Source organism: Streptomyces altiplanensis, from assembly GCF_053591575.1.
Genome location: NZ_JBSFUB010000009.1, coordinates 86613 through 103557 on the forward strand (window position 1 = coordinate 86613; position 16945 = coordinate 103557).

The window sequence follows — 16945 nt, forward strand, 5'->3', positions numbered from 1 at the left end:
AAGAGAATTCAGGGCGTTTGGCCGCCATCGGCACTCCGCGCGCCGTCTGCGGCAAGTGCATCCAATGTCCTGGCCCGCACCTCCCGCTCGGCCGCAGCGGTGATGAATGCCGCCGCGCGGGCGGGTCCGACCAGCGCGCGGACAGCGCGCACGGTCTCCACCGGAAGCGTCACCGTGACGGGATCCGGACCGGCCACGGGCGGGGCGGCCGCGCCGAGGTGCTGCTGGAGGCGGCGGGTGGCGAACAGCCGCATGGCCCGGGCCAGTTCCGCGTCGACCGTCTGCTGGGCGAGCGGCCGCAGGCGCCGCACCAGCGTCGCCGCGTCCGCCGCGTCCGCGTCCGTGGGCGGGTGGTGGCCGAGGAAGTGGGCGAACACGTGCTCGGCGGTGAACTCCAGGAAACGCTCGGCGATGTGCTCCACCTGCCCGCGAAGTTCCCTCAGGTGACCGGAGATCGCGGGCAGCGGCACCCCCGCCGCGTGCAATTCGGCCGCTACGGCCAGCTCTTGGGGTGACGGGACCAGGAACTCGTCGTCCCGCCCCGGTACGCGCTCCAGCACCCCCAGCTCCACCGCCTCGCCGATCGCCTCGTCGACCGCCTTCTCCACCGCTTCGCCGACGGCCTCACCGGCCGCCGCGGCGCCGGGCTTCCCGCCGAACCGATCGCCCAGCTCGGACCGCGAGATCCGGCCCGCCTCCTCGTCCGTCCACGGCCCGCCGACCTCGGTGACGAGCCCGAGCACCCCGCCGAGCCCCTTGCCCGCGTCCCACGCCTCCAGCAGCTCCTTGATGCTCGTCAGCGTGTAACCGCGTTCGAGGAGGCCGGCGATCTGGCGGAGCCTGGCCAGATGTGTGTCCCCGTACACATTGGACCGGCCGCGCCGCTCCGGTCTGGGCAGCAGCCCGCGGTCCTGGTAGGCGCGGATCGTGCGGACCGTGGCTCCGCTCAGATGCGCGAGGTCCTCGATCCGGTACTCCCGGTGTTCCTGGTACTCCTGGTGATCCAGGTGCTCCTCCGTACTCACAGCGGCGGATTCACCCGGGCGATCGCGCGCAGGGCCCTCGGCGCGAACCGCGACAGGAAGCGGAAAGCGCGGGCCTCGGGCGTCACCGGCACGAGTGCCTGGTTGCGTACGACGGCCTTCAGCACCGCTTCCGCGACCTTCTCCGGCGGGTAGTTGCGCCGCCCGTACAGCCGCGCGGCCTTCTGCTGCCGGCGCTTCTCCTCCTCCGCCGAGGCCCCGGCGAACCGCGCGGTCGAGGTGATGCCGGTGTTCACGAACCCGGGGCAGACCGCGCTGACCCCGATGTCCCGGCCCGCGAACTCGGCCCGCAGGCACTCGCTCAGCATCAGCACCGCCGCCTTCGACGTGCAGTACGCGGGCAGTGTCCTCGACGGCTGGTACGCCGCCGCGGAAGCGGTGTTGACGATGTGGCCGCCCTGGCCGCGCTCGGCCATCTGCCTGCCGAAGAGCCGGCAGCCGTGGACGACACCCCACAGGTTCACGTCGAGGACCTCTTTCCAGTCCTCGGAGGTGGTGTCCAGGAAGGAGCCGGAGAGACCGATTCCGGCATTGTTCACCAGGACGTCGACGACGCCGTACTCCGCGGCGACCTTCTCGGCCAGCTTCTCCATCGCCCGCTCGTCGCTGACGTCCACCGTCTCGGCCCACGCCTCGGGGGCCCCGATCAGCCGGGCCGTCTCCGCGGTACGGGCCGCGCCCTCCGCGTCCCGGTCGACGGCCACGATCCGCGCTCCCGCCTCGGCGAACGCGTGGGCGGTGGCCCGCCCGATGCCGCCGGCCGCGCCCGTCACCAGGACGAGCTGCCCGCCGAACCGGTCGGCGTACGGGCCGCTCGCCACCGTGGTCCCGGGAGCCGTCCCCGCCGCGGTCTCCGCGCTCGCGGTCTTCCCGTTCACGGTGCCCTCGTTCGCCGTGACGAACTCGCCGACCCAGGCCGCCAGCCGATCGGGCCGGGTGCGCGGCACCCAGTGCTTCGCGGGCAGTGTGCGCCGCACCAGACGCGGCACCCAACGCTCCAGACCGTCGTACAGCCGCTCGGAGAGGAACATGTCGCCGGTCGGCGTGATCAGCTGGACGGGCGCGTGGGCGTACGCGTCGGCGCGCGGCCGGCGCAGCCGGGCACGGACGTTGTCCCGGTAGAGCCAGGCGCCGTGCGCCGCGTCCCGCGGCAGTGACGCCGTCGGGTAGTCACCGGTCTCCACCTTCTCCATGCGCCGGAGGATCCCGGGCCACCACTTGCCGAGCGGGCCGCGCCAGGCCAGTTCCGGCAGGACGGGGGTGTGCAGCATGTACACGTACCAGGACTTGGCGCCCTGCCCGAGCAGCTGGGCCGTCCCGCGCGGGGTCGGCCGCGTCGTCCGCTTCCTGATCCAGTGGCCGAAGTGGTCCAGGGACGGGCCGGACATCGAGGTGAAGGAGGCGATCCTGCCCTCGGTGCGCCCGACCGTCACGAACTCCCAGGCCTGCACGGACCCCCAGTCGTGCCCGACCAGGTGCACCGGCCGGTCCGGGCTCACCGCGTCCGCGACCGCCAGGAAGTCGTCCGTCAGCTTCTCCAGCGTGAAACCGCCGCGCAGCGGCACGGGCGCCGTCGACCTGCCGTGCCCGCGCACGTCGTACAGCACCACATGGAAGTGCTCGGCGAGCCGCGCGGCGACCCGCGCCCACACCTCCTTGCTGTCCGGATAGCCGTGCACCAGCACTACGGTCGGCCGCGCCGCGTCGCCCAGTTCGGCGACACACAGCTCGATCCCGCCCGTGCGCACCCACCGCTCGGTGGCTCCCTCGATGCTCACGCCGGCTTCTCCCCCGCCCAGTGCCGCACGTGCGGCAGATCGTCGTCGAACCGGAAACCTGACACTGATGAATGTGACCATGCCCGGAGGCGAGGTCAAGGGGCCGGCCGTACCTGTGGAAAACCAAGGCGGAAACGGGCCTTCGAAAGGATCTCCAAACGGCCCTCCGGACCGGCCTCCGGACCGGCCTCCGGACCGGCCTCCGGACCGGCCTCCCCTACGGGGCCGTACGCCTGGAGGCGGACACCGATCCAGCCTCCAGGTCTGACGCATCCTGTGGTGTGCGCCACTACCTTCGAGAACGTGACTGTGATCGCGACCGAAAGCCTGAGCAAGCGGTTCCCGAGGGTGACCGCTCTTGACCGGCTCTCCCTGGACATCGGACCCGGTGTGACCGGCCTGGTGGGCGCCAACGGAGCCGGCAAGTCCACCTTGATCAAGATCCTGCTGGGTCTGTCCCCCGCCACGGAAGGCACGGCCGCCGTGCTCGGCCTGGACGTCGCCACCAGCGGCGGCGCCATCCGCGAGCAGGTCGGCTACATGCCCGAGCACGACGCGCTGCCACCCGACGTCTCGGCCACCGAGTTCGTCGTCCACATGGCACGCATGTCGGGGCTCCCGCCGACCGCCGCCCGCGAGCGCACCGCCGACACGCTGCGCCACGTCGGCCTGTACGAGGAGCGCTACCGCCCCATCGGCGGCTACTCGACCGGCATGAAACAGCGCGTGAAACTGGCCCAGGCCCTGGTCCACGACCCGAAGCTGGTGCTTCTCGACGAGCCGACCAACGGTCTCGACCCGGTCGGCCGCGACGAGATGCTCGGTCTCATCCGCCGCGTCTACACCGACTTCGGCATCTCGGTGCTGGTCACCTCGCACCTCCTCGGTGAGCTGGAGCGCACCTGCGACCACGTCGTCGTCGTCGACGGCGGCAAGCTGCTCCGCTCCAGCTCCACCAGCGACTTCACGCAGACCACCACCACCCTCGCCGTCGAAGTGACCGACAGCGACGCCCACCCGGACGGCACCCGCGCCCTGCGCGAGGCGCTGACCGCCGCGGGAGCGACGCTCCACGCGCGCGGGGAGGACGGTCTGCCGGGCGCGGGCCACATCCTGCTCGTCGAAGCGACCGGTGAGGAGACGTACGACCTGGTGCGGGACGCCGTCGCCGGCCTCGGCATCGGGCTCGTACGGATGGAACAGCGCCGCCACCGCATCGCGGAGGTCTTCCGCGCAGGCGCAGGCACAGACGCTCACGCCGCATCGGACGCCGAGGCCGCCCGCGAGCCCTTCGCCGCCGTACAGCAGAAGGGAGGCGGCCGCGATGGCGTCTGACCTCACGACACCGCCGGGCACCGACCCGACCCGTATCCACAACATCGGCTACCGGTCGTACGACGGCCCGCGCCTGGGCCGGGCGTACGCACGCCGCTCGCTCTTCTCGCAGTCCCTGCGCGGCGCGTACGGACTGGGCCGCAGCGCCAAGTCCAAGGTGCTGCCGATGATCCTCTTCGCGGTGATGTGCCTGGTCGCGGCGATCATCGTCGCGGTCGCCGTCGCCACCCCCGGCATGACGGACCTGCCGCTGGAGTACACGCGGTACGCGATCGTCATGCAGGCCGTCATCGGCCTCTACCTGGCCTCCCAGGCCCCGCAGTCCGTCTCGCGCGACCTGCGCTTCAAAACGGTCCCGCTGTACTTCTCGCGGCCCATCGAACGCGTCGACTACGTCCTCGCCAAGTACGCCGCGATGGCGTCGGCCCTCTTCATCCTCACGGCGACCCCCCTGGTGATCCTGTACGCCGGTGCGCTGCTCGCCGAATTCGACTTCGCGGACCAGACGAAGGCGTTCGCACAGGGGCTGGTCTCCGTGGCACTGCTCTCCGTCCTCTTCGCCGGCCTCGGCCTGGTGATGGCCGCCCTCACCCCGCGCCGCGGCTTCGGCGTGGCCGCCGTCATCGCCGTACTGACCATCTCGTACGGCGCGGTGTCCACGGTCCAGGTGATCGCCTGGGAGCAGGGTTCCACCGGAGCGGTCGAATGGCTCGGCCTCTTCTCGCCCCTCACGCTGATCGACGGCGTACAGACCGCCTTCCTCGGCGCCACCTCCGCCTTCCCCGGAGGGGAGGGCCCCTCGGCCGGCAGCGGCGTGGTCTACCTGCTCGCCGTCCTCGCGCTCGTCCTCGGCTCGTACGCCGTGCTGATGCGCCGCTACCGAAAGGTCGGGCTGTGACCACCATCGACATCGACCACACCTCGCGCTGGTTCGGCAACGTGGTGGCCGTCAACGACGTCACCATGCGCGTCGGCCCGGGTGTGACCGGACTGCTCGGCCCCAACGGTGCCGGCAAGTCCACCCTGATCAACATGATGGGCGGCTTCCTCGCCCCCTCGACCGGCACCGTCACCCTCGACGGAAAGCCGATCTGGCGCAACGAAGCCGTCTACAAGGAGATCGGCATCGTGCCCGAGCGGGAGGCGATGTACGACTTCCTCACGGGGCGCGAGTTCGTCGTCGCCAACGCCGAACTGCACGGCCTGACCGCCGGGGCGGCCCAGCAGGCGCTCGCGACCGTCGAGATGGAGTACGCGCAGGACCGCAAGATCGCGACGTACAGCAAGGGCATGCGCCAGCGCGTGAAGATGGCCTCCGCCCTCGTCCACGACCCGTCGGTGCTGCTCCTGGACGAGCCGTTCAACGGGATGGACCCGCGCCAGCGCATGCAGCTGATGGACCTGCTGCGGCGGATGGGCGCGGAGGGCCGTACGGTCCTCTTCTCCTCCCACATCCTGGAGGAGGTCGAGCAGCTCGCCTCGCACATCGAGGTGATCGTGGCCGGACGGCACGCCGCCTCCGGCGACTTCCGCAAGATCCGCCGCCTGATGACGGACCGCCCGCACCGCTATCTCGTACGGTCCAGCGACGACCGGGCACTCGCCGCCGCGCTGATCGCGGACCCGTCGACGGCGGGCATCGAAGTGGACGTCACGGAGGGCGCCCTGCGTATCCAGGCCGTCGACTTCGGCCGGTTCACGGCGCTGCTCCCGCAGGTCGCCCGCGCGCACGGCATCCGGCTGCTGACGGTCTCGCCCTCCGACGAGTCGCTCGAATCGGTCTTCTCCTACCTCGTAGCGGCCTGAAAGGAGCTTGCAGCGATGATCTACGAACCCACAGTCGCCCGGCTCACCTACCGGGCCCTCCTCGGCCGCCGCCGGGCCGCCGTCCTCTTCGTCCTGCCGGCCCTGCTGATCGCCATCGCGGTCGCGGTACGGCTGCTCACGGGAGCGGACGACCAGATCGCGTCGGACGTCCTGGGCGGCTTCGCGATCGCCACGATGATCCCGCTGATCGGCGTGATCGCGGGCACCGGCGCCATCGGACCGGAGATCGACGACGGCTCGATCGTCTACCTGCTCGCCAAGCCGGTGAAGCGGCCCACGATCATCTTCACCAAGCTCATCGTCGCGATCGCCGTGACGATGGCCTTCTCCGCGATCCCCACGTTCGTCGCGGGAATGATCCTCAACGGCAACGGCGGCCAGATCGCCATCGCCTACACGGTCGCGGCGCTGGTCGCCTCGGTCGCGTACAGCGCGATCTTCCTGCTGCTCGGTACGGTCACCCGGCACGCGGTGGTCTTCGGCCTCGTCTACGCGCTGGTGTGGGAGACCCTCTTCGGCAGCCTCGTCCCGGGCGCGCGCACGCTCAGTGTCCAGCAGTGGGCGCTGTCCCTGGCCGAACGGATCGGAGAGAACGGCGCGATCACCTCGGACGTCGCCCTGCCGACGGCGGTGGTGCTGCTGGTGGCGGTCACGGCGGCCGCGACCTGGTACGCGGGCCAGAAGCTCCGCACGCTGACCCTGGCCGGCGAGGAGTAAGCGGAACACTGGCCGCCGTCAACCCCCGTTCAATGAGCGGGGGTTGACGCATTTCCGCGTAACTGTACGTTTATCGGCTCGTTGTTCTCTGTGCGTGGAGGCAACTGGGATCTGAGACGTCGAGCGTTCGTGAATGCGGGGATTGCCGGTGCCGGAGCGGATCCGGGCCGGTCACCGGAGTGAGTAGCCACCTTGAGCGTCCTCCGCCCTCAGAAGCCCGGGGACAGGGCTGTCCATCACCGGCTTTCACGACGGAAGGCATCCTCATGCCATCAGAAGTCACCCTGCTCGAATCGCGCACGATGCGCGACGAGCACCTGGGGCGCGTCGACGTCCTCGACAAGGTCAAGGCGCTTGTCATGCTCCCGGACGGAATTTACGTCCGCACAGAGGACGTGGCCCGGTACTTCGAAGTATCCACAGAGGTGCTGAAGAAGGTGGTCCAGCGCCATCGGGCCGAACTCAACGAGAACGGGTTGCAAGTACTGCGAGGGGATGACCTGCGCGTCTTCCAGAGGGACATCTTGTCCCTCTGGAACGACGACCTGGGGACAAGTTATCCACAGGCGGCCACGAATCTCACCCTCTTCACCCGCCGGGCCGTCCTCAACGTCGCGATGCTTCTTCGCGACAGCGACATCGCCCGGTGCGTCCGTACGTACCTCCTCGACGCCGAGGAGAACGGCTGGAGGGCGGGTTACGCCTCGCTCGACCAGCGCGTCACCAAGGTGGAGACCCACCTCGACACGGTGGGCCGCGCGCTCCAGGAACTGGGCCCGGTCATCAACGGGATCTCCGTACGGCTGGACCGGCTCGACCGGCGCCTCGACGCCACGAACCAGGTGGTCGGTGCCATGAGCAACCGGCTGTGCGACCTCTCCGACCACATGCGCCGCATGGAGGACCGCATCGACCGCAGGCTGGACGACGTGTCCCACCGGCTGAGCGCCCTGGAGCGCGGTCAGCGCGGTCAGCGCGGTCAGCGCGACAAGCAGGGCAAGCGCCGCTGATCCATCGCCGCCGCCGAGGATTTCAGGCCAGCAGCAGCCGCAGCAGTACGGCGGTGTGGCTGTGCCCGGGGTCCTTGGCGGCGGTGAGCAGGGTGACCCGGCCGCCCGTCTTCGCGAGCTCACGCAGGTCGCGAAGGGCCAGCCTGCTACACCTTCCGGTCGCGCGCCGCGAACAGCCCCACCACCAGGGCCGCCGCGCACACCCCCAGCATCAGGGCGATCGGCAGCGTCCAGTTTCCCGTCGCCTCGTACACCGCGCCGGCCGCCAGCGGGCCCGCCGCGGCCAGCAGGTAGCCCACCGTCTGTGCCATCCCGGACAGCCGGGCCGCCGTCACCGCGTCCCCCGAGCGCAGCACGATCAGCGTCAGCGCCAGGCCGACCGCGCCGCCCTGGCCGACACCGAGCACCGCGGACCAGATCCAGGCGCCGGACACCGGGGCGGTCATCAGACCGGCGTAACCGGCCGCGACCATGGTCGTGACCACGACGACCAGCGGGCGCTGACTGCGCATCCGGCCGGCCAGCAGCGGTACGCCGAACGCGCCCGCGATCTGGATGAGGTTGTTGAAGGCGAAGACCACACCGGCGGTGGAGCGGCTCATTCCGTGGTCTGTGAAGATCGTCGGCATCCAGGCGATCAGGACGTACGACCAGAGCGACTGCAACCCCATGAAGAGCGTGACCTGCCACGCCAGCGCGGACCGCCACACGCTGCGGGCGCGGTCGCCGCGCGCCGGCGCCGCGACCCGTACCTCATGTCCCGTACGGCCGCGGGCGATCAGCACCTGCGGCAGCCACGCCACGGCGGCGACCACGGCGAGCAGCGACCAGAACGCCAGCGACGCCTCCCAGCTGTTCCCGAACGCCTTCTCCAGCGGCACCGAAGCGGCCGCCGCGACCGTCGCGCCCGCGATCATCGCGCCGGTGTAGACCGATGTCATCGGGGCGGCCCGGTCGGGGAAGTCACGCTTGATCAGGCCCGGCATCAGGACGTTGAGCAGGGAGATCGCCAGACCGATCAGCAGGCTGCCGCCGTACAGCGCCGGCACCTGGGGAACGACGCGCACCACGATGCCCGCGCCGAGCAGGAGCAGCGCGCAGAACAGCACCAGTTCGGTGCCGAACCGCCGCCCCAGCCACGGCGCGACCAGCGCGCCCACACCGAGGAAGAGCACCGGCACCGAGGTCACCAGGCTGGTCGCCGTCGACGACAGCCCGAACGTCTCGCTGATCTCGCTCACCAGCGGCGACGCACTCGCCAGCGCCGCCCGCATGTTGACGGACGCGAGCACGATCCCGATCAGCAGCATCACCGGACGGGCGAGCAACGCCCTTCTCGCGGCGACCCCTTGAGGCGACGGCCGTACGTCGGCCTCGGTGTCCAGGAGGAGTTGATCAGAATCCGGGCGTGACAAAACGAGCACCTTTCACAGGGAGAAGAGGGGAGAAGGGGGAGAAGACAGAAGGGAAGAAGGGAGAAGGAGGGAGGGCCGAGGCGGAGGTCAGGTGCCGATCAGGGCGGTGACGACATCGATCGGCACCTGGAGGACTGCCCGGGCGGCCCGTTCCGCCGCCGCCGGGTCGCCGCTCTCGATCGCGTCGACCAGCGCCGCGTGCGCGGCGAGGTCGATCGGCGGCATCTCGTGGTCGCCGAGCGAGGTGACCAGCGTCTCGTGCACCTGGGTGGAGAAGAACCGGTAGACCTCGGTGAACGCGGCGTTGTGCGTCGCCTCGACGATGCCGAGGTGGAAGGCGAGGTCGGCGTCGGCGGCCCGGTCGCCCTGTTCGTGCAGCTCGGCGAGGACGTGGCGCAGCGTGCGCAGATCCGCCTCGTCGCGCCGTACGGCCGCCAGCCTCGCCGCCTCGGCCTCCAGCGCGACCCGCAGTTCCAGTACGTCCAGTACGCCCGCGTGCCGCATGCCGCGCAGCACCGCCGCCGGATCCGCGGCCGAGCGTACGAAGGTGCCGTTGCCCTGCCGCGATTCCAGGAGCCCGGCGTGCACGAGCACGCGCACCGCCTCACGCACCGTGTTGCGGCCGACGCCGAGCTGTTCGGCGAGCTCGTGCTCGGTCGGGATCCGGTCGCCGACGGCCCACTCGCCCTCCGCCAGCTGGGCCCGCAACTGCTCCACGACGGTGTCCACCAGGGACTTCCGCCCCGCCGCCCGCAGCGCCATGCCCGCCTCCGATTCGCCGGCCGCCCACTGACCGGCCGCTCACTGATCACCGGACAATTCGCCCGGTTGCCCAGTCATCCTACAACTCGGCATATGGGTGGCGCCGTCCCGCGGGCCCGGGCACAGTGGTGACGTACACCTCACGGGGGAAGGGTGTTGGCCGGTGACGTACCCACCCGGCCAACACTCGCCATGCGCCTCCGTCACCGGCCTCAGCCGGACAGCAACTGCTCCAGCACCACCGCGATGCCGTCGTGGTCGTTCGACGCCGTGATCTCGTGCGCCACGGCCTTGAGTTCGTCGTGCGCGTTGGCCATCGCCACGCCGTGCGCCGCCCAGCCGAACATCGGGATGTCGTTCGGCATGTCGCCGAAGGCGATCGTGTCCGAGGCCCTGAGCTTCAGCCGCCGCGCCGCCAGCGACAGGCCCGTCGCCTTGCTCAGGCCCAGCGGGAGGAGTTCGACCACGCCGGGGCCCGCCATGACCACGTCGACCAGGCTGCCGACGGTCTGGCGCGCGACCCGCGCCAGCTCGTCGTCGTCCAGGTCCGGGTGCTGGATGTAGACCTTGTTCAGCGGCGCCGACCACAGTTCGGCCGGGTCCTCGAAGGCGACGTACGGAAGCGGGCCTTCCTGCACCCGGTAGCCCGCCCCGACCAGTACTTCGCCGTCCAGGCCGTCGCGGCTCGCGGCGAGCGCCAGCGGGCCGGTCTCCGCCTCGATCTTGGCGAGCGCCAGCCCGGCCAGCTGCCGGTCCAGTGTCACCGAGGTCAGCAGCCGGTGTTCACCGGCGTGGTAGACCTGCGCGCCCTGGCCGCAGACCGCGAGACCCCCGTAGCCCAGATCGTCCAGGATGTGACGGGTCCACGGGACCGCGCGCCCGGTGACGACGATGTGGGCCGCGCCCGCCGCCGTGACGGCGGCGAGCGCTTCGCGCGTACGGGCCGAGACGGTGTCGTCGGAGCGCAGCAGCGTCCCGTCGAGGTCGGTCGCGACGAGTCTGTACGGGAAAGGCCGGGAAGCGGTGCTCACTTGGAGAGGGGCTCCAGGATCTCTCGTCCCCCGAGGTACGGGCGCAGCACTTCCGGCACCCGCACCGAGCCGTCGGCCTGCTGGTGGTTCTCCAGGATCGCCACGATCGTGCGCGGTACGGCGCACAGCGTGCCGTTCAGCGTCGCGAGCGGCTGCACCTTCTTGCCCTCGCGCATCCGGATCGCCAGCCGGCGCGACTGGAACTCCAGGCAGTTCGACGCGGACGTCAGCTCGCGGTACTTGCCCTGCGTCGGGATCCACGCCTCGCAGTCGTACTTGCGGGAGGCCGAGGCGCCCAGGTCACCACTGGCCACGTCGATCACCTGGAACGGCAGCTCCAGCGACGACAGCCACTGCTTCTCCCAGGCCAGCAGCCGCTCCAGCTCCGCCTCGGAGTCCGCCGGGTCGACGTACGAGAACATCTCGACCTTGTCGAACTGGTGCACCCGGAAGATGCCCCGGGTGTCCTTCCCGTACGTACCGGCCTCGCGGCGGAAGCACGGCGAGAAGCCGGCGTACCGCAGCGGCAGCTTGTCGGCGTCGATGATCTCGTCCATGTGGTACGCCGCGAGGGGGACCTCGGAGGTGCCGACCAGGTAGTAGTCGTCCTTCTCCAGGTGGTAGACGTTCTCGGCGGCCTGGCCGAGGAAGCCCGTGCCCTCCATGGCGCGGGGCCGGACCAGCGCGGGCGTCAGCATCGGGACCAGGCCGGCCTCGGTGGCCTGCGCGATCGCCGCGTTGACGAGGGCGAGTTCGAGGAGCGCGCCGATGCCGGTCAGGTAGTAGAAGCGCGAGCCGGACACCTTGGCGCCGCGCTCGACGTCGATCGCGCCGAGCGCCTCGCCGAGCTCCAGGTGGTCCTTGGGCTCGAAGCCCTCGGCCGCGAAGTCGCGCGGGGTGCCGACGGTCTCCCGTACGACGAAGTCCTCCTCGCCGCCCACGGGGACGTCGGGGTGGACGATGTTGCCGAGCTGGAGCAGCAGCCGCCTGGACTCCTCGGCCGCCTCGTCCTGCTCGGCGTCGGCGGCCTTGACGGCGGCGGAGAGCTCGCCGGCCTTCTTCAGCAGCTCGGCCTTCTCGTCGCCGGAGGCCTTGGGGATGAGTTTGCCGAGCGACTTCTGCTCGGAGCGGAGTTCGTCGAAGCGGACGCTGGACGACCTGCGCCGCTCGTCGGCGGAGAGGAGAGCGTCGACGAGGGCGACGTCTTCTCCACGGGCGCGCTGGGAGGCGCGAACACGGTCGGGGTCCTCACGGAGCAGGCGAAGGTCAATCACCCCACCAGGCTACCCGCGACCGCTTCCGCCGATCGACCTGATATCGCATTGCATGGCGCTTTGCCCGTATTGCCCAAATATCACCGATGGCGAGGGAGGCGCTTCGGCCGCCTGCCGCCGCGTGTCAATAAAACGTGCCCTATTCCCCGAAACGGGGCGCTTCTCTCCACTCGCCTTGACGCTTCTCCCTTGCGCGGAGCGGGAGTTGGTGAACGGGTTGTCCACAGGAATGTGCGACTCCCACAACTTATCCACAGGCTGTGTGGAAGGTCTGTGGATACCGGAAGAGATCGTTCCGAAAGGTGGGGAGGGCGAAGGATTCCTTGCTCAAACCCACTTCACACACTCATTCGGGTGGGAATTACTCGCTCTAAAGTGTTGATCAATGGAATTGAGGTGACAGAACCCTCCCTGCCCGTACTGCCGCACTGTGGAAGGAAGGGAGTCGTCCGAGCTGCTTTGTCGACGATGTCGGGATGTGTTGTCGACTTGTCCCCAGGATGGAAACCGGCCCTGTGGATAACTTCTGTGGGTAACGCGGGCCTCCTGCGACGGGACGGACGCACTGCCGGTCAGACCCGCCCGTCCTGGCTCCGCGCCAGCCAGTCCGACGCCGCCACGAACTCCGCGTCCGAGGTGCCCGGCCGCAGCGCCCGTACGTCCTCGGCCGCCACACCGGCCCGCGGGTACGACCCGAGGAACCGCACCTTCGGGCAGATCCGCTTGAGCCCCATCAGCGCCTCGCCCACCCGCCGGTCCGAGATGTGGCCCTCGGCGTCCACGGCGAAGCAGTAGTTGCCGATCCCCGCACCCGTCGGCCGCGACTGGATCAGCATCAGGTTGACCCCGCGCACCGCGAATTCCTGGAGCAGTTCGAGCAGCGCGCCCGGGTGGTCGTCGCCCAGCCAGATGACCACGGACGTCTTGTCCGCCCCGGTCGGCGCCGCCGGCCGCGCGGGCCGCCCCACCAGCACGAAGCGGGTCTGCGCGTTGACCGCGTCGTGGATCTCGGTGACGAGCGGTACGAGACCGTACGTCGCCGCGGCGAACTCGCCCGCGAAGGCCGCGTCGTACCGGCCCTCCTGCACCAGCCGGGCCCCGTCCGCGTTCGACGCCGCCGACTCCCACAGCGCGTCCGGCAGGTTCGCCGCCATCCAGTTGCGGACCTGGGGCTGGGCGGCGGGGTGCGCGGTGACCGTCTTGATGTCGGAGAGCCGGGTGCCGGGGCGGACCAGCAGCGCGAAGGTGATCGACAGCAGCACCTCGCGGTAGATCATCAGCGGTTCGCCGGACGTCAGCTCGTCGAGGGTGGCGCTGATCCCGCCCTCGACGGAGTTCTCGATCGGTACGAGCGCCGCCGCCGCCTTCCCGCTCCGCACCGCGTCGAGGGCGGCCGGTACGGACACCATCGGGACGAGCTCCCGGGTGGCGGCTTCCGGGAGGGTACGGAGGGCGACCTCGGTGAAGGTGCCTTCGGGACCGAGATAGGCATAGCGCGTGGCCGACATACGGTCACCCTAATGCGCCGTGCGGGACGCGTGCCGCGTCCTCACGACTCCAGCAGCCGCTGTCCCACGTACTCCCCGTCCCGCGCCCCGCCCGGCACCGCGAACAGCCCGCTCGCCTCGTGCCGGATGAACGGCGACAGCGCGTCCCCCCGGTCGAGCTTGCGCTGCACCGGAACGAAGCCGCGCAGCGGATCCGCCTGCCAGCAGACGAAGAGCAGTCCCGCGTCCGGCGTACCGTCGGCGGCGATCCCGTCGTGGTAGGAGAACGGCCGCCGCAGCATCGCCGCGCCGCCGTTCTGCTCGGGCGCGGAGATACGGGCGTGCGCGTTGGAGGCGATGACGAGCTTGCCGTCGGGCCCGGTCTTCTCCAGGTCGGGCTCGGTGGTCTCGCTCCCGCCGGTCAGCGGGGCGCCGTCGCTCTTCCTGCGCCCGATGACCTTCTCCTGCTCGCCGCGCGCCAGCTTCTCCCAGTCGTCGAGGAGCATCCGGATGCGGCGTACGACGGCGTACGAACCGCCCGCCATCCACCCGGGCCCCTCGCCGCTCCCGTCCGCCGGTACGAAGATCCGCCGGTCGAAGTCGGCCTCGGACGGCTTCGGGTTGCCCGTTCCGTCGACCTGTCCCATCAGGTTGCGGGCGGTCATCGGCTGCGCGGTCGCGCCCGGGGAACGGTTGAAACCGTTCATCTGCCACCGCACCCGGGCGGCTTCACCCGCCTCCCGCTGGATCGCGCGCAGCGCGTGGAAGGCGACCAGCGCGTCGTCGGAGCCGATCTGCACCCACAGGTCGCCGTTGCTGCGCCGCGCGTCGAGGTGGTCGGAGGAGAAGTCGGGCAGCGGGTCGAGCGCGGCAGGGCGCTGTCCGTCCAGGCCCGTACGGCCGAAGAAGGTGCGGCCGAAGCCGAAGGTGACGGTCAGCGAGGAGGGACCCGCGTCCAGCGCCACCCCGGTGTCGGCGTCCCCGAACGGCTCGCCCGCCGTCATCCTCCGCGCCGCCGCCGACCAGCGCCGCAGCAGGGCAGCGGCCTCCTTGCGCCCGGCGCCCGGCGCCAGGTCGAAGGCGACGAGGTGGCCGCGGGCCTGGAGGGGCGTGGTGATGCCGGCCTGGTGCTCGCCGTGGAAGGGGACGGCGGTGGAGCCGACGGACGCCAGCGCCTTCGCGTCCCCGTCGTCCCCGCCGGAGCCCGAGACCGCGGCGTACCCGGCCGCTCCGCCCCCGGCGCCGAGCACGAGGCCCGCGGCGCCGGCCGCGCCCGCCGCCCCGAGCAGCCGCCTCCTCGGGATGCCGTTGTCGATGTCGCTGTCACTCACGCCGGTCAGCCGATCTTCACGTTCTTCTTCACGGTCACTTGGTCGATGTCGGAGGTGCGTACGGTCACTTCGAGCTCCCAGGTCCCCGGCATGGGGATCTGCACTCCGTCGGCACTCCAGTGTCCGGTGGCGATGCGGTCGGGGACGACGGGCAGCGGCCCGATCTCCTTGGCGTTGTTCGTGAACGCGACCTTCAGCTCGGGTGCGTCCATGGCCCGCCCGTTGGGCCGCTCCAGCCACACGTGCAGGGCGTTGCCCCCCGAGCGCCCCGGGTCGAGCTCGACCCGGGCGGTGCCCCTGCCGTCCTCGCCGCCCGTGTCGAAGGGGATGCGGACGTCGACCGGGCGGTCGGGGACGGCGGCGGTGGCGGCCCCGCTCCGGCCCGCCTCCTTCTCCTCGGTACGTCCGGGCTCGGTGCTCGTCAGTACGGTCGTCACGGCCAGGACCACCACGGCGACCGCGGCCTCCGTCAGTACGGAGCGCCGCAGTCCGAGCCGCCCGGGGTCGGCGTCCCGTACCCGCTTCACGCGCGCGGTGGTCATCGCGGCCTTCTGCCGGGCGAGCTGCGCGGCCCGCGCGGGGTCCTCGGGCACGGTGACCGGCTCGGCCTCCGCCTCCGGCGCTTCCCGCTCCCCGGCCCGTTCCCCGGACGTCGCGGCGGCCTCCGCCTCCGGCACGAGCCGCTCCCCGAGCCGCCCCGTCCAGCGCCGTGAGAACCACGCGGTCCCGACGAGGACGGTGACCAGTCCGATCTTGACGAGCAGGAGCCGTCCGTACGCCGTCCCGGTCAGCGCCGACCAGGAACCGACCTGCCGCCAGGACTGGTAGAGCCCGGTCGCGGCCAGCACGGCGACGCCCGCGAAGGCTACGCGGGAGAAGTTCCGTACGGCGCCGCGTTCGATGTCCGGCACCCGGTAGAGCGCGACCAGCAGCGCGGCCAGACCGCCCAGCCAGGTCGCGACGGCCAGCAGGTGCAGTATGTCGACGGGCATCGCGAGGCCGGTCTGGATGCCGGTCGACGCGTGCTCGGAGAGCGCCCAGGTCGCCGCGATCCCGGCGGCCAGTACGCCGCCGCCCAGGGCGAGTCCGAAGGTGAGGTCCTTCTTCTCCTGGGGGTCCTCCCGCTTCGCGTACGCCCCGAACAGCACGGCGACGAAGAGCGCGGCCGCGCCGAGCAGCAGCAGCCGCGAGACGAGCGAGGCGCCGGTCTTCGTGTCCAGCACGGCCTTGAGCCCGCTGAGGTCGAAGGCGTCGGCGAGTTTCCCGGAGCCGGTGTAGGGCGCCCGGAGCAACAGCATGACCAGCGTCGACGCGGTCAGCGTGATCCAGCCCCGCACGACGAGGCGTTGCAGCGGCCGCTCGCCCGCGCCGCGCTGCCAGCAGGCCAGGACGAAGGCGCCGCCGCCGACGAGGAGGACGAAGCCGGCGTACGCGGTGTAGCGGGCGATGCCGTAGAGCGCGCCGACGATGCCGCCGCCCGCGGACTGCTCGGGCAGGGCGACGGTGGTCTTGGAGGGGGCGCCGACGGAGAAGGTGAAGGCCCCGGAGATGGGGTGGCTGTCGGCGGAGACGGCCTGCCAGGCGACGGTGTACGTGCCGTCCGGCAGCCCGGCGTGCAGGGAGACGCCGTACTTGACGACGCCCCCGGCGCTCATGTCGCGCACTTCGCCGGTGTCGGAGCGCTTGCCGCTCGGCTCCAGTACGCGGATCGAGTCGTCCCCGAGAGCGATCTTCTCGGAGAAGGTGAGGGTGACCTGCTCGGGCGCGGTGGCGACCACCGCCCCGTCCTTCGGGTCGCTCCCGGTCAGCGCGGCGTGCGCGGACGCGGGAGCGGCTCCTGCGAGGAGTGTGCCGAGGAGCGCTGCGGTGACGAGCAGCAGCCTGATCACTGCGGTTCCGAAGGGCGGGGCGGTTGCGGGCATGGCGGGTCAGTCC

At 71.1% G+C, this 16945-nt stretch carries 15 protein-coding genes; 5 read left to right on the forward strand and 10 right to left on the reverse strand.

Features of this window, described 5'->3' with window-relative positions:
• Window positions 1-8 precede the first annotated feature (8 nt).
• Entirely contained in the window at window positions 9-1025 is a 1017-nt protein-coding gene (locus ACWD0Y_RS06670; RefSeq protein WP_450259341.1) for a MerR family transcriptional regulator, read from the reverse strand.
• Window positions 1022-2821 carry an SDR family oxidoreductase gene (locus ACWD0Y_RS06675; RefSeq protein ID WP_450259342.1) on the reverse strand — a complete coding sequence of 600 codons (1800 nt, stop codon included), beginning with the start codon at window positions 2819-2821 and terminating at the stop codon, window positions 1022-1024. The genes ACWD0Y_RS06670 and ACWD0Y_RS06675 overlap by 4 nt, the downstream gene beginning before the upstream one ends.
• A gap of 303 nt (window positions 2822-3124) precedes the next feature.
• On the opposite strand from ACWD0Y_RS06675, the gene ACWD0Y_RS06680 reads away from it, so the two are divergent.
• From ACWD0Y_RS06680 to ACWD0Y_RS06700, 5 genes are all read left to right on the forward strand, one after another.
• Window positions 3125-4156: an ABC transporter ATP-binding protein gene (locus ACWD0Y_RS06680; RefSeq protein ID WP_450259343.1), complete on the forward strand. Its 1032-nt coding sequence runs from the start codon at window positions 3125-3127 to the stop codon at window positions 4154-4156.
• Entirely contained in the window at window positions 4146-5054 is a 909-nt protein-coding gene (locus ACWD0Y_RS06685) for an ABC transporter permease (protein WP_450259344.1), read from the forward strand. Before ACWD0Y_RS06680 ends, ACWD0Y_RS06685 begins: the two co-directional genes overlap by 11 nt.
• Window positions 5051-5962 carry an ABC transporter ATP-binding protein gene (locus tag ACWD0Y_RS06690; RefSeq protein WP_450259345.1) on the forward strand — a complete coding sequence of 304 codons (912 nt, stop codon included), beginning with the start codon at window positions 5051-5053 and terminating at the stop codon, window positions 5960-5962. The genes ACWD0Y_RS06685 and ACWD0Y_RS06690 overlap by 4 nt, the downstream gene beginning before the upstream one ends.
• Before the next feature lie 18 nt (window positions 5963-5980).
• Window positions 5981-6700: an ABC transporter permease gene (locus ACWD0Y_RS06695; RefSeq protein WP_450259386.1), complete on the forward strand. Its 720-nt coding sequence runs from the start codon at window positions 5981-5983 to the stop codon at window positions 6698-6700.
• Between the two features lie 266 nt (window positions 6701-6966).
• The gene (locus ACWD0Y_RS06700) at window positions 6967-7710 is read left to right on the forward strand and encodes a hypothetical protein (RefSeq protein WP_450259346.1); all 744 of its coding nucleotides are present in this window, start codon (window positions 6967-6969) and stop codon (window positions 7708-7710) included.
• Window positions 7711-7732: 22 nt separating this feature from the next.
• On the opposite strand, the gene ACWD0Y_RS06705 is transcribed toward ACWD0Y_RS06700, so the two are convergent.
• The 8 genes from ACWD0Y_RS06705 to ACWD0Y_RS06740 form a co-directional block, all read right to left on the reverse strand.
• Window positions 7733-7852 (reverse strand): DUF488 family protein, encoded by a 120-nt coding sequence (locus tag ACWD0Y_RS06705; RefSeq protein WP_450259387.1) that lies wholly within the window; start codon window positions 7850-7852, stop codon window positions 7733-7735.
• Window positions 7853-7856: 4 nt separating this feature from the next.
• Window positions 7857-9125 carry a CynX/NimT family MFS transporter gene (locus ACWD0Y_RS06710; protein WP_450259347.1) on the reverse strand — a complete coding sequence of 423 codons (1269 nt, stop codon included), beginning with the start codon at window positions 9123-9125 and terminating at the stop codon, window positions 7857-7859.
• Window positions 9126-9212: 87 nt separating this feature from the next.
• On the reverse strand, window positions 9213-9887 hold the full coding sequence (locus tag ACWD0Y_RS06715; RefSeq protein WP_450259348.1) for a FadR/GntR family transcriptional regulator: 675 nt from the start codon (window positions 9885-9887) through the stop codon (window positions 9213-9215).
• A gap of 212 nt (window positions 9888-10099) precedes the next feature.
• Window positions 10100-10918, reverse strand: coding sequence for an HAD family hydrolase (locus ACWD0Y_RS06720; protein WP_450259349.1), 819 nt, complete (start codon window positions 10916-10918; stop codon window positions 10100-10102).
• The gene (gene serS, locus ACWD0Y_RS06725) at window positions 10915-12192 is read right to left on the reverse strand and encodes a serine--tRNA ligase (protein ID WP_450259350.1); all 1278 of its coding nucleotides are present in this window, start codon (window positions 12190-12192) and stop codon (window positions 10915-10917) included. The genes ACWD0Y_RS06720 and serS overlap by 4 nt, the downstream gene beginning before the upstream one ends.
• A gap of 572 nt (window positions 12193-12764) precedes the next feature.
• The gene (pheA, locus tag ACWD0Y_RS06730; protein WP_450259351.1) at window positions 12765-13700 is read right to left on the reverse strand and encodes a prephenate dehydratase; all 936 of its coding nucleotides are present in this window, start codon (window positions 13698-13700) and stop codon (window positions 12765-12767) included.
• A 41-nt stretch (window positions 13701-13741) separates the two neighbouring features.
• Complete coding sequence (gene efeB / locus ACWD0Y_RS06735) at window positions 13742-15010, reverse strand: iron uptake transporter deferrochelatase/peroxidase subunit (RefSeq protein ID WP_450259352.1); 1269 nt, start codon at window positions 15008-15010, stop codon at window positions 13742-13744.
• Window positions 15011-15015: 5 nt separating this feature from the next.
• Window positions 15016-16932 (reverse strand): copper resistance CopC/CopD family protein, encoded by a 1917-nt coding sequence (locus ACWD0Y_RS06740; RefSeq protein ID WP_450259353.1) that lies wholly within the window; start codon window positions 16930-16932, stop codon window positions 15016-15018.
• Window positions 16933-16945 lie beyond the last annotated feature (13 nt).